Here is a 14,522-nt window from a genome sequence, read left to right as displayed (position 1 = left end):
TTTAGATGCGTTTGCTCTGTATACGCCCCCCTCGTCATCCTCACCCTCGCTGCGCTCGGGATCTGGATGACGTAGCGAATTACTTTTATGAATCAAAATGCTGTATAATTAGCTAATAAGAATCAAATTAAGGCAAAAAGAATGGGGATCTACTTTTGTTTTTCCGATGGGCAAGAATATTTTTTGGAAGGATCTGAATTTGATGAGCTTTGGCAGTTACACAGAATTCTTGGTCATCAATTTGATAAAAATCCTCATGGACTGCAAGTCAATTATCTAGGGGCTGTTTTAAAATCCCGGTTACCTGTAGATTTTGCTAACACAGATTATGACGAGCTGACTACGATGGTGACGTTCGATAGTTCCTACCCAAAACCAGCCCAAGACTTCCTGACTATAAGTTCCAGTAAAAAATTCAACCCCTCATACTTATACCAGCAAAAAAGCAGCGAGACCAGTTGGTCAAGACTTCCACGTGGTTCTCTCAACGTAAACCGGCTCATTGCCAACCTGCCCTGCTTTACAAGCCCCCATACTCAAGCAGAGGAAAAAAAACAAAACATAGTCATCCATGACTTTTCGGCCAGAGTTTGGGATAGCAAAAGAACAGTTCAAGTCACGCAGTTTGCCAATACCCTATTACAAGAAGGTTATCCGGTTTATACCCCGCAAGGGGATAAACTTATTCAGGTAGACAGCGGCGAGGCACTTGTTCTTTTACTTAAAAATAATGGTATACCCTACACCGAGGATGAAGTTATCCTCGCCGCCGCAAGGCAAAGAATAGCTCAGGATACTCTTCATATCATTGACTACCATGAACTTAACGTACTTCTTGATGGGGCAGAGCCGGATAAAAAATCACTTGAAACCGGATATTGGTGGCATAACCTGAACCGTGATGACTGCGAGAGTCTTTTGGCTTATTTGAACTATCACCAGAAATCTTTTGCCTTTATTCGGTGCAGGATATTCCCTGATGATGTTCGCATGGCCAGGGAACTGAGTGATGCGTTACATGGAATCCCCATTAGATGGCATTATCAAGAAGTCAATCTATCACCTGGCGATCTTTTAGATCTGGTGCGCCTCCAATCACTCCAACGTCGTGGAGCTGTACTGGACAGCAGTCATTTTGCTGCTGTTGAGTCACTAATCGTTCATCATTGTAATGAAGAGTTAAGCATTCCTGATGACTTCATCGGTTTATTGCAGCACTTTACTTCCCTTAAGTGCCTCAGCCTTGAAAAAGCGCAAAACACAACATGCCTGCAATCAATACCCGAGCTGGCTCAACTGGAAACACTCAATCTTGCAGGCTCAGACATCGATGACCATACTTTATCCGCCATAATCAGTAAATCACCCAAACTCAAGCATCTTGCACTTGAGCAATGCAAAAATATAGACTGGAACCAGCTGGATTACTCCATTTTCGCCCAATTAGAGCTTCTTTCCATAGACTCTAAAGTAAACCTTGCTGCCTTGTCCAAATCAACCCCCAAATTAAACACCCTCAATCTACTTATTGAATCCAAAATAAACAACCCAACAAGACTGAATACCCTGAAACACCTTAATATTTATGGGCAACCAATAAACGCAGAGGACTTGTTTATCTTGATACGAAAAGCAACAAGCCTTGAATCACTTACGTTTGTTGGTATTAAAAATGATTTATATAGTCCGGTTTTTCTTAGCGCACTGCAAGAGCTTGATCTTTCCCAAAAAGACATTACATGCTATTGCCTCTCTGCCCTACTTCATGAAGCACCAAGCTTAAGAGCACTGAATCTCGCTAACTGCAAAAGGATTAATGGAAAAATAACCTGCGGCACTCTTCCCGAACTTGAAAAAATCAACCTGAGAGGCAGCAACATATCTATTAATAATGTCGCCATTATGCTGGATAATGCACCACGATTAAGAACGCTAGATCTGTCCCATTGTAAACAGATTTATGCAGAACAAACCTTCAACACAATTTATGAGCTTGAAGAAATTAATTTGCATGGCAGTAATATTACCACTAAAACTCTTGTTAACCTTATCAGTTGTATCCCCCGTGTAAAAACAATGGACCTCTCCCACTGCCAAAAAATCGCTGGAGATATTACCTGTGACAATCTTATCTATCTCGAAAAACTGGTGCTTTCCCGCAGTGGAATCAATAGCTCAAGCCTGTCAAATGTGCTTAATAAAACCCCAAATTTACAAATTCTCGACCTCACCGGGTGTTATAATATTATTGAAAAGATTACCTGCAAAGACTTAAGTGAACTCATCACACTGGATCTTAGCAGTAGCACAATAACCAGTGAGAGCCTGGCTTTACTATTAAGTAATACACCTAAATTACAAACACTCAGACTGGGGGGCTGTAATCACATTAATAGCGAGTTCACTTGCGGTAACCTGCCCATGCTTGAAACACTTATTCTGCATAACAGCAAGATAACACCGAAGAGCTTGGAAAATATTCTAAACAAAGCGCCTAATATCAGATCCCTGGATCTGGGTTACGCCAGTCAATTTACCAAAGAGACCCTCCCTCCAACGCTCAAAGCGCTATTAGACAAAATTCAGGTGACCTATCCAGGAACTGCAAATGAATTCGTTTTCAATGATTATTCAGACGACTGGTCTGATGATCCTGATGATTTAACTGATCTGCATCCACTGTCACATACTGCCCATTCCTCTCAACCTTCTCAGCCTATTACGTCTGCAATCGAAACTATTGACGCAGATACGTCAGAAACAGAAATAACGCTTCATGCGCAAAAAATTTTTTATGCGCTAACCGAGGGTACAAAAGAACCTGAGGTAAGCAGTTACCGTCTTGCTGTATTTGACGAATTGCGGGTAAATGATACCCCCTGTAGTTTGAAAGAAGCATTTTTCTGGGTGAATAATAAGGGAGTGCTTGAAACAATTGACTATTCTCGCCTGCCCGTATCCCCTGCAAACACTCCATCTATAAAAACGCCAACAGCCATTCTTGGCATTCAAAAATTGACACTTGACTCAGACTGGCAGCCGCTTGCCTCCCTTAATCCTGCTGAAAAACTTACGGCTGTTTATACAGAACCTGTTGATGCATGCATTGAAATCAAATATTCCAGTGATGAAAATCTTTATTTCATCCGCACCCCAGAAGCATCACAAAACATAAACATACATTTTGTCCTGGAGCATGCAAAGCCGCATACTGTGCCCGCCTTGCCAGAGGCAATTGATCATCTGCACCAAAAAATAAAGAGCTACGGACGAGGTAAGCTCGAACTCACGGGAACGCATTTAAACGGCAAAGATTATCTCAATGCCATTTGCACACAAAGAAAAGGAGCCTGCCGTCACCGTGCGATTGCCTTTAAAGCGACCATGGCCGAACTCGCTCCAGATCTTCCCGTACGAATTATCCGCAATCAAGTGCATGCCTTTGCAGAAGTATGCATTGAAGACTATTGGCTAAAATTGGACTTTGGCGGTTATCCAATGAATCTGTGTATTGAAGCACTGCAACATCCACAATCTGCCGCACAGCCTCAAACTACAGATTCCCAAGAACAAGGCGCTGCAATCCAGCAACATCCCGAGTCAACGCCAACACTGCAAACAACGGTAAATGAAGTGCGTCTTGATGAACACGGGCAAATAAGTCACGAAAAACCGTCACAATTCCATCCTTCCCACTACGAAACTCTGCTGGCCACCTGGATAGGAAATACGCCTAAACAATGCAGTTTGTTGGAATATTGTCAGCAAAAAGTATATCCCCATGCCCCTAAACAATCCCTGATTGAGTTGCCATCAGACAAAGCGCTAACAGGATTAAGTAATCAACTGCAAATCCACTGCCAAAACATCAGTCGCCCAGTATTTTACATCCACTCACCACAAGATTTGGTATGCCAGGCTTCCACAGTATGCCTCAAGGCAGATGGTAAAACGGGCGAGCCGTGCAAAGGTCCGAGCGGTGCATTGTATGAGTTCCTGCAAAGGCCTTGCGATGTGGCTAATCCGCCAATACTAATCGTCAATTACAGCACCTTTGCAGCCGATGACATGGTGCAGTTTAATGCACTCCTGGATCCTGAGCGCTTCGCTGACGGTATAGCGGTTCCCAAAGCTGCCAAAATTATAGGACTTATCAATACTCAAAAACCTGACCGCTATACGGGTTCAGATTTTTATTCTCGTTTTGGCGGTGCCGTTGAATCCTGCCCTGTACACAGCCAAGAGCTTGAGCAGGCCTGTATAATCCCTTTTGCTGATGCAACATCCTTGTCCGCAGAGACAGAAACAACACGCATTAATCTCTTTCACGCTGCAGATTGGAAAGAGCGCCTGCTGGGTGTATGGCGGTTGCAAGGGAATAAGCTGTTTTTTGAAGAAGGAGTTTTAGGTGCTGCTTTAGCATCCGGTAAACCCATCATTCTTGAAAACGCACCAGTTAACGTTCCAGATTTTCAGGTTTTTTGGCGACAGGCTCTGGTTCAGGGCTATATCCATTACCCTCCGGGAATGCTGGAAATTTCCCCATCTACCCGTATTCATCTGCAAAAAGGCTATAACTGGTCCGCTCTCATTGAGGGGGTTCGCTGCGACACCCGCTTCGAGGAGAGCGGTATCGTTTGCAACCCGACCAAAGTATCCGAGTTGTTTCGTCGTTTTAAATGCCATAAAACGAAACTGCATACCTTACCCGGCCTGCTCCAGGAGCATCAAAACAACGATGTTCACTTGAACATAACTCGCAACCTCTCCGAAGACGCTTGGGCCGAGTGCTTGTCTGCCGCTCAAAAATATCAAATCAGATTGCATCTGCATTTTCCCCACTCTTCGCTGATTCCTGAGTTTTTGACTCAATACGGGCACGCTGCTGCTTCATCGTCTTCATCATCGGCCACCAGCAACATGACCAGCCTGCCGCTTCCTCAGTGGCAGCTCGACACCACTGTAACAACGAGCGTAATCATCAGCACTGATCCTGATGCCACCATCGCCTGCGTCACGCAAAAAGAACCTGGCCAATGGACGGTGATAGATTGTTCCGAATACTTAGCCAGCGACTTGCTTGACTCGCTAAACGGTGAATTTAATCAAGAATCCATGCGCTTTGTATTCACCCAACGAAACAGCCCCCTCATCAAAGCACTGGAAGAAGGCAAAGCCATAGTACTTACTGGCCAATTCGCCCCGGAACTGGTTGATGAGCTAGTCGAACTCATCATAAAACGCCAACACCATCCTGCTTCCGGTCGTCTGATGATTGTTACCAACGCCTCAGAACCCTTCGCTTGCCTTCCCCAATTCACTCATCAAGTATCGGCTGCTGAAAAGCGAGCGCTTCTGAATCTGGAGCACCTCTATGCAATTGGCGGTGAGGTTGCTTTGGCTACAACACCATTTGCAATCCTCAAAGCACGAAAAAGCTTTGTACACAATCATCCAGGCCAACACTTTTCAAAAGCCTAGGAGGGCATGAAATACCTTCCCGCTAAGATTACTTTAACACCATTTAACGCCCTGCACAGCGAACAAGATGCCCAAGCATTTCATCAACAGCGCCTTGCAGCGGTTGCACACCGTTTATCCTATGCGCCTTTTGTTTTTTTAACTGGCCTGACCGGGGTTGGCAAAACAACCTTTATGCGCAAACAACTGGCCAAACTATACTCGATTCACTATGGTGAAGAAGGGATAGCCAGCTGGATTAAAGACACCTCTGATACCCTTAAAATCATCTTCATTGACGAAGCCAATCTTGAATTGAAGCAATGGAGTCAATTTGAAGGTCTTTTTCATCAGCCAAGAACCCTGCTCTTTAAAGGCCAATTAATTTCTCTGTCTGATCAGCATCGTGTGGTTTTTGCCGGAAACCCAGTCAGCTACGGTGACGACCGCAGTCTTGCATCCCTTTTTGCTCGTCATGGCAATGCACTCGTCTTTGAACCTTTATCTCTGGCGTGTATTTATCAAGACATTCTGAAACCCGTTTTTCCTGAAGGGATTCCCGAAATGCAGATTCTTGCACTTTGTCAGCCCATACTCGAGGTTTATCAATTTTTATGTGAGCACTCTGCGGATGAAGTACTGATCACCCCGCGCGAACTGCAAATGATGGCCCTACTTCTGATGCATGCCTCGCAACCACCTTCAATGGAACGTGCTTATGCGCTTGCATGCACTATCGCAAGTCATGCTTTGCCGACCACCTACCAAAGCGCCTTTAATCAGCGATTTCCCAAACCGTCTCTCAAAGCTGAACGTTATGAATATCTTGGACGTAAGTTTATCATTACGCCCTCCCGCCAACCTGCCGCAGAGCTGATGAGCAACATACTTGCACTTCGCCAGGCTCGCTGCCTTGCCGCAAACACTCAAAATGAAGCGTTATGTTACGGAGGCCTGGGCGGTATCCTTTTTGAAGGCGAACCCGGAGTAGGTAAAAGTAAATTTGTCCAAAAATACCTCATCGCTCACGGCTATACTAGAAAAGGAGCGGATAGTACCGATTCCCAAGACAAAATATATTATGAAATTCCCGTCAGCATGGGACTTGAGCAAAAAAAGGCTGCTTTGCTGCAAGCCTTTCATTCAGGAGCGGTAGTCATTATTGAAGAAATCAACAGCTCACCGATGATGGAACAATTACTCAATGGCTTGCTTATGGGTATAGGCCCTAACGGTGAACGGCCGCAAAAACCAGGGTTCATGGTTATAGGTACGCAAAATCCTATCACCATGGCCGGCCGCCGGGCACAAAGCACTGCTCTCGCACGCCGAATGATCACCCTGGTTATGTATGACTATCCAGATGAGGAACTGCAAGAAATTTTGCATGCCACCATAGGTATTCAACGCCAGGATGCCTTGCAGATGATTCACGCATGGCAAAAACAAACAGCTTACGCCAAACAACATCACCTCAAACCCGCCCCCTGCCTGCGTGACCTGCTTAACCTTGCCAAACACAAAGTAAAAGCTACCCGCATCAACTCCTATGCCGCATCATCTTCATCAACTGCCGCACACTCCTTAAAAGGCAACGAAGAGCGGTCATTAATGACAGAAGCCCAAATGCTGGTTCAACGACACTACCCTACCTGGGGATTGAATCACAGCAACAAACAGGAACAAACTGGCGATGCTCTGGATCCGCCCTATAAAGAACGCTGTCAGGGTCTGACAGATGTGTCATTAAAAAGAGAAATCCTGCTCATCGTTACCGAACAACTAATAGAAGCCGAAAGCGAAGAACAGTACTATCACATTCTCGACGCTCTGCAAACCTCAGGAGCTCTTGCCGCTCTGAGTAAAGAATCCATTTACAAAACCACTTTTTTTGATACGCAAACGAACGCCATCAAGGCACTGGAAGACATCAAAACCACCGTGTTAATGAATAAAGAATGGACAGATAAGACACCGAGAGTAACCCGCCACATACTTAATTGAGCTAACTAAGTTTTCACATGCCACCGTGCGCAGCTTAAGGGAGAGGTGAATACTCGGTAAGTTTAATAAGTACGTGGGTAGTTATAGGCTTAGTGCTAAGATGCGTTTTTTTAATATCTGGTTCTTTGTTCGCTTACAGCGTTCAATTCTTCTTCTTTAGCCATAAGCAACTCATTATCATTAGTCTGATCTTTGATTAACATAAGAAATGGAATAAACACCAACGCAAACAAAACGGATAACTGATACAAACCTATCCAACCAATAGTTAATTGAATATTGGCCGCTAATGGTCCAGAAATAATTCTAGGGACAGTGGACAGAGCAACGAGAATAGAAAATTGAGTACCGGTAAATTGTTTGTTTACTAAACGCATGAAAAAGGCAACCAAAGCAGTGGAGCCCATACCTGCAACAAAATTATCGAAGAACACGGCAACAGCCAATAAAACAGTATTTTTTCCTATCACAGCCAATGCCACAAAAAGCACATTTGTAACCGCCTGTAATATTCCAAACAATAACAAAGAGCTATAAAGAGAACAGTGTAATAATATAAAACCTGCCGTTAATCCGCCAATTAATACAGCGCCTATTCCCAGCATTTTGTTAATATAACCTATAGTATCGAGAGAAAAACCCAAACCCTGAATTAAAAAGGGCATAACGATTCCGCTGGTTGTAGTAGTAAATGCCTCTCCAAGTTTGTAACAAAAAACAAACAGCAAAAGACAAATGATTCGGGGACGCCCAAATAATTCTTTAACAGGGGCAATGTAGGAAAGCATAAAACTGGATTTTTCCTGAATTGCAACTGAAGGCTCCTGGCTCAATAAAATCACAGCCATACCAGCAAGCATTACAAAGCCCATAAATCGGTAGGTAAATGCCCAGCCCCAATGCTCTGCCATGATTAAAGCCAAACCACCAGATAATAACAAGGCTAATCGATACCCAAAAACAGCAAGGGATGCACCTAAAGCATGTTCGGTAACAGGAAGATACTCCGCTCGGTGTGCATCAATGGCCACATCCTGAGTTGCAGAAAAACAAGCCAGCACCAAAGCAAGAAATGCCAATAATTTAGGGTACTGTTCTGGAGTCAGCCAAGCCATAAGATTAAATCCAACCAACAACAAAAATTGCATGGTTATAATCCAGCTTCGCCTTTTACCTAATTGAAACAAAGAATAACGATCTAAAACAGGCCCCCAGAAAATTCGATAAGCATAAGGAAGACTAACGAGACTTAAACTACCAGTAACCAGAATAGACACGCCACTGGAGGCATACCAGGCTTGTAAGGTGCTGCTGATTAAGGATAAGGGGAGACCAGAGGAAAAACCTAAAATAAAAACAACAAAAAGACGTTTATTTATTATGTGATAAATCATTAAACGAAGTCACTGCAATACAAATCTCACCTTGAAGAAAAATATTCAAGGTGAGATTACTATTGATTAGGCATCAGATTTTTTAACAGAAATCAAATGAATTTTGAAAATCAAAGTTTCATTGGGTCCAATAGGTCCGCCAATACTGCGTGAACCATAAGCCAGAGCCGCTGGAACATAAATCTCCCAGGTAGATCCAGCTGGCATTAATTGCAGAGCCTCAGTCCATCCAGGAATAACTTGTGACACCTGGAATGTTGCTGGTTTACCAGTTTTGTCTGAACTGTCAAATATAGTGCCGTCAATTAAACGACCAGTATACTCTACAGTCACTGTATCTGATTTACCGGGCTTGGTGCCTGTACCGGCATCTAAAATTTTATATTGCAAGCCGCTGGGCAGAACTACAACACCGGCTTTAGTTTTATTTGCAGTTAAAAAGGCTTCGCCTTTTAATTTGTTTTCATCGGCTTTCTTATTGAATTCCGAGGTGCGTTTTGCCATTAAATCTTTTTGGAATTTATTAAGAACGTCTTTCATTTGCTGTTCTGTAAGGATTAATTGCGTGCCACTCATCCCGTCTTGCATTCCTTTAGCCAATGCCTCTGGATTCACATCTATACCCTGATTTTTAAAATTCTTTCCCAAATCAGCACCGATACTGTAAGACAATTTATCTTTGTCTGTAGTTAAGGATGTAGCATCAGCTGCCATTGCACCAGACATTGCCAGCCCCAAGACGGCTGCAGCGACCAATTTCATCTTCATAAACAATCCCCTTTTAGTCTTTCTTAAGTACATATCTTCCTTAATTAAGTTAGAAAGATATAGAACATTGTTAAATAGCTCATCCATTCTGCCTAAATTCATACAAAATTACCAGTCATAATCAATGATTTAATTACAAATAGACAAATAGTTAATATCCTTCTAAACTTGGCACTAAATGGCGCAAGAGATTTTAAAAATTATGAACATCAGTGTTTTTGATTTGTTTTCGATTGGAATTGGACCTTCAAGTTCGCATACTGTCGGCCCCATGTGTGCAGCGAATGCTTTTTTGTCGTTGCTGGAGGAAGGTGCTTTTTTCAACAAGACTCATAGAGTCAAAGTTGAATTATACGGATCATTAGCTTTGACCGGAAAAGGGCACGGAACCGACAAAGCCATTTTGAACGGACTGGAAAATAAAGCCCCCGAAACCGTACTCCCCGAAACCATGGTTCCTCGCATGCATGAGATTCTCAACACGCATACACTGAATCTGGGGGGCAAGAAAAATATATCCTTCAATGAGGCAACTGATTTTTTATTTTTACAAAAAGAATTACTCCCCAAACACACCAATGGCATGCGTTTTTCTGCTTTTGATAGTGAAGGGAATCTATTAATCAGTCAGGTTTATTACTCCATAGGCGGTGGTTTTATAACTACTGAAGAAGATTTTGATAAATCTGGTGAGGACTCTAATCCTCCGCCCTATCCCTTCTCGACTGCAGAACAACTGTTAAATTTGTGTCAGTCTAACAAGCTGACCATAGCTGAATTAATGATGGCTAATGAAAAAACTTGGCGCAGTACTGCAGAAATTCATCAAGGAATACTCGCTATAGCCAAAGTGATGGATGATTGCATTAGTAATGGATGCAAACATGATGGCTTATTACCCGGAGGGCTTAATTTAAAAAGACGAGCTCCCGATCTGTACAAAAGACTGATGGATCAACAAGGGGTGAAAAGTGTATTTGAGCAATCGGATATTATGAATCACTTAAATCTTTATGCTATGGCGGTTAATGAAGAAAATGCAGCTGGCGGTCGAATAGTTACAGCACCAACAAATGGTGCGGCAGGAATCATTCCTGCTGTTTTAAAATACTGTCAAAAAGCTCATGACAAGATGAGCGATGAGGATGTCTACACTTATTTTCTAACCGCAGCGGCTATAGGCATCCTTTATAAAAAAGGCGCATCAATATCCGGGGCTGAGGTTGGTTGTCAGGGAGAAGTTGGTGTTGCATCTTCCATGGCAGCCGCTGGCCTTACTGCCGTTTTAGGTGGTACTGTTGCCCAGGTTGAAAATGCAGCAGAAATTGCAATGGAACATCATCTGGGCATGACGTGCGATCCGGTACTTGGACTGGTACAAATACCATGTATTGAACGTAATGCTATGGGTTCTGTTAAAGCGGTAAATGCAAGCCGTATGGCGCTTATTGGTGATGGCCAACATCAAATTTCGCTGGATAAAGTAATTAAAACCATGAAGCAGACAGGTATGGATATGCAAAGCATTTATAAAGAAACATCTATGGGTGGATTAGCCGTTAATCTGCCTGAGTGTTAAACCTGGGATAAAGACATGCGTCAGATTGTTCTGAGTCTTGTTATTTTTATTATGTCTGTTAATGCCTATTCTGCGCCCGTCTTTGAAATTATCCCTTTGGGTGTGTATGGTGGATTAGACGATGGAAATTTATCCGCCTACTTATTAAAGAGCATCAAGAGCGAATATTATATCGCTCTTGATGGGGGTACACTGATCAATGGGCTTAAAGCTGCGATAAACAAACAGTCCATACCCAACAAAAATATTGAGGATTTGCTAAATAAATACATTCCAGCATACCTTATTTCTCACGCCCATCTTGATCATCTGATGGGTCTGGTGATTGCGCAACCTGAATTGAGAGAACAACAAACCATATTAGCGCAAAATGAGACCCTGCAGGCATTGCAACATCATATTTTTAACTGGTCTGTTTGGGGGAATTTTGGCAATAAAGGAGCGATTCCGCAGTTAAATTATCAACAATACCAGTCAATACCCTTACTTGAATGGGTAGCAATTCCCAAAACGGATCTGCGTGTAAAAACATTCCCATTAAGCCATGGTGGAATGGCATCCAGTGCGTTTTTAATTCGGTATAAAAACGAATACATCCTGTATTTTGGTGATACTGGTTCTGATGGCATAGAACAATCAACCAACCTGGCACAAATTTGGCAAGAAATCGCTCCTCTTATCCAAACAAAACAACTGCATGCCATCATGCTGGAATGTTCTTTTTTGAATTCACAACCTAACCACCAGTTATTTGGCCATTTAAAACCTGATTTGTTCATGCTGGAATTGCACCAACTGGCCTCTAGGGTTAATCCACTGGACATAAAAAATTCCTTGAAAGGATTACCTGTAGTTGTCACTCACATCAAACCGCAATTAAATCATTCCGGGCTTTTTCAAGAACAGACAGCCAACCAAATTATGAGCGAATTATCACAACAAAATGATCTGGGCATCCAGTTAATTAAGCCCATTCAAGGAATGAAAATCAGTTTATAAAAAAACCAATACTAATCACTCTTTTGCGAGGACTGATTCATTAACAAAGTCCATGCCTCTGAGGCTTCTTGAGTATAATAACGATCACTCACCGCATAACCAATAATTGCTGCAAGTTGATCGTTAATATAAAGTAAGGGAATATTCTGCCTTAACCAGGGCGGTACTTGCCAATCCTGAAATAATTTTTTTAGCTGTTTTGTCTGACCATGCCAAAAAAACGTCTCTCCGCCCTGCCTGAATTGAATATGGAGTACCGCATCTTGAGGAATTCTAATGCCTTCTTTTGTCTTTTTGGCTGACAAACAAAATCCTGTATCCCCTAAGTATAAAGGTTTTGGAAATTCATCCCACTTGAGTACAACAGGAAAGTTGCATGAGTTAGCGGGTAAGAGATAGAGCGTATCGTGATAACGACGAATCTGTACTTTATCCCAACTAATCAACGGATTAGCATCTTCACTCGCCAAAACTGCTTCATTAATTAACCGTTGAAACGTTGCTGCGGAAGGCAATCGCACCTGGTTGTTTTTCAACCAAACACGCAACACATTATTAATACGCTCAACACTTAAAGATTTTAAAGGCGCAAGAGCCAATAGATTGGCCGGTGTTGATAATGCGCAACAATCCATAAAAGCAAGCGCATCGAGATTAGTACGCGCCTGCTGACAATGGAGAGCTGCTCTGGCTATATTACCCACAACGCCAGGCCACTTTGCCGTCAGCGAAGGAATAATCTGTTGCCTGATAAAATTACGCGAATAATACTCATCCTGATTGCTTTCATCTTCTATCCAGGACAGTTGATGACAATCAGCATAGTGCTCTAATTGTTTGCGAGAACTGGCCAAAAGAGGTCTGGCCAAACGACCTGATCCACAGTTGCCTGATTCCATCATGGCAGCCAATCCATCCACCCCCGCCCCTCGAAACAACTGCAACAAAACAGTCTCCGCCTGATCATCCTGATGATGACCCAAAACCAGGCAATCATGCTCATCCATCAACGAAATGAATACTTCATAGCGGGCATTTCTCGCCCCTTCTTCTATATTGGCTTGGCGATCAAATTCAACCTGCTGAGCAATAAAAGCAACACCGGCATCAAGACAAAAAGCCTCACAATGAGCTTGCCAGAGTGAAGCATTAGGACTTAAACCGTGATTTACATGAACTGCAATTAATTTATTGCGCAGAGTCGGTTGCGAAACCAGCGCATGCAATAACACTGTAGAGTCCAGACCACCGCTGAACCCCACAAATAAACGTCTAAACTGCTCGAGAAAGGATACCCACCTCAAGTTAAGTAAAGGTTTAGTCACATGCCCCCATAGCCATAAATTTTTGATATCTCATTTCGATTAATTGTTCCAAAGGCACCCCTTTCAAAGCCTGAAGCTCGTTGATAAGAATCCGCTTTAATCGACTTGTCATCTCTTCAACATTGCGATGAGCGCCGCCCAAGGGTTCAGGAATGACCATATCAACCAGTTTGTTTGCATAAATTCGGTCTGCGGTTATCCCCATCGCACGAGCTGCTTCACTGGCTTTAGCCGCATCTTTCCATAAAATGGACGCACAACCCTCAGGCGAAATAACCGAATAAATGCCAAATTGGAGCATGAGCACCTTATCACCAACGCCAATAGCCAAGGCGCCTCCCGAACCGGCTTCACCAGTTACGGTACAGATAATAGGCGTTTTCAACCGAGCCATCGCAAACAGGTTGCGAGCAATAGCCTCTGATTGATTTCGTTCTTCTGCCCCTATACCAGGATAAGCTCCAGCCGTATCAATGAAGGTAAAAATAGGCATCTTAAATTTTTCAGCCATATTCATCAAACGCAATGCCTTGCGGTATTCCTCAGGACGAGCCATACCAAAATTTCGGTAGACTTTTTCTTTGGTTCGTTTGCCTTTTTGATGCCCAAGAACCATAACCGGTTCATCGTTTAAACGGGCTACTCCACCAATAATAGCTGGCGCAGAAGAATGACTGCGGTCACCGTGCAACTCCTGAAAATCTGTAAATATGTGTTCAATGTAATCAGTCGTCTGGGGTCTAAGAGGATGTCTGGCCATTTGCGCAATCTGCCAGGGCTCCAGATTGGAACAAATATTCGCCGTTAACTCAGAGCATTTTGCTTCAAGACGGGCAATTTCTTCACTTAAATTGACTTCATTATCACTACCAACCATGCGGAGTGCTTCAATTTTTTGATTCAACTCTTCTATAGGTTGCTCAAAATCCAAAAATTGTCGGCTCATTGATTACTCTTTGTTGAATTAAATGTCATGGTATATGATACTCTTAA

The 14,522-nt window shown here is 43.0% G+C and carries 8 protein-coding genes; 4 read left to right on the top strand and 4 right to left on the bottom strand.

All coding sequences use genetic code 11. From position 1 onward, the window contains the following. Positions 1-141: 141 nt before the first annotated feature. Together Lwor_RS12540 and Lwor_RS12535 are read left to right on the top strand one after the other, a co-directional pair. Entirely contained in the window at positions 142-5,481 is a 5,340-nt protein-coding gene (locus Lwor_RS12540) for a leucine-rich repeat domain-containing protein (RefSeq protein WP_058494217.1), read from the top strand. A gap of 6 nt (positions 5,482-5,487) precedes the next feature. Beyond that, positions 5,488-7,464, top strand: coding sequence for an AAA family ATPase (locus Lwor_RS12535; RefSeq protein WP_058494216.1), 1,977 nt, complete (start codon positions 5,488-5,490; stop codon positions 7,462-7,464). Between the two features lie 110 nt (positions 7,465-7,574). On the opposite strand, the gene Lwor_RS12530 is transcribed toward Lwor_RS12535, so the two are convergent. Together Lwor_RS12530 and Lwor_RS12525 are read right to left on the bottom strand one after the other, a co-directional pair. Continuing rightward, the gene (locus tag Lwor_RS12530) at positions 7,575-8,843 is read right to left on the bottom strand and encodes an AmpG family muropeptide MFS transporter (protein WP_058494365.1); all 1,269 of its coding nucleotides are present in this window, start codon (positions 8,841-8,843) and stop codon (positions 7,575-7,577) included. A gap of 81 nt (positions 8,844-8,924) precedes the next feature. Then, entirely contained in the window at positions 8,925-9,626 is a 702-nt protein-coding gene (locus tag Lwor_RS12525; RefSeq protein ID WP_058494215.1) for a BamJ family beta-barrel-assembly machinery protein, read from the bottom strand. Positions 9,627-9,828: 202 nt separating this feature from the next. Here Lwor_RS12525 and Lwor_RS12520 point away from each other — a divergent pair, with 202 nt between their 5' ends. Both Lwor_RS12520 and Lwor_RS12515 read left to right on the top strand, forming a co-directional pair. Next, positions 9,829-11,205 carry an L-serine ammonia-lyase gene (locus tag Lwor_RS12520; protein WP_058494364.1) on the top strand — a complete coding sequence of 459 codons (1,377 nt, stop codon included), beginning with the start codon at positions 9,829-9,831 and terminating at the stop codon, positions 11,203-11,205. Positions 11,206-11,220: 15 nt separating this feature from the next. Further along, complete coding sequence (locus tag Lwor_RS12515; protein ID WP_058494214.1) at positions 11,221-12,204, top strand: MBL fold metallo-hydrolase; 984 nt, start codon at positions 11,221-11,223, stop codon at positions 12,202-12,204. A gap of 11 nt (positions 12,205-12,215) precedes the next feature. On the opposite strand, the gene tilS is transcribed toward Lwor_RS12515, so the two are convergent. Further along, positions 12,216-13,529, bottom strand: a complete 1,314-nt coding sequence (tilS, locus tag Lwor_RS12510) for a tRNA lysidine(34) synthetase TilS (protein ID WP_058494213.1) — start codon at positions 13,527-13,529, stop codon at positions 12,216-12,218. Continuing rightward, complete coding sequence (locus Lwor_RS12505) at positions 13,522-14,475, bottom strand: acetyl-CoA carboxylase carboxyltransferase subunit alpha (RefSeq protein WP_058494212.1); 954 nt, start codon at positions 14,473-14,475, stop codon at positions 13,522-13,524. Before Lwor_RS12505 ends, tilS begins: the two co-directional genes overlap by 8 nt. Positions 14,476-14,522: the final 47 nt, after the last annotated feature.

Origin of the sequence: Legionella worsleiensis, from assembly GCF_001467535.1 — a bacterium.
In the GTDB taxonomy this organism is placed as follows: domain Bacteria; phylum Pseudomonadota; class Gammaproteobacteria; order Legionellales; family Legionellaceae; genus Legionella; species Legionella worsleiensis.
The sequence above is the reverse complement of the archived record's forward strand: the minus strand, read 5'-3'. Positions and strand labels throughout refer to the sequence as shown.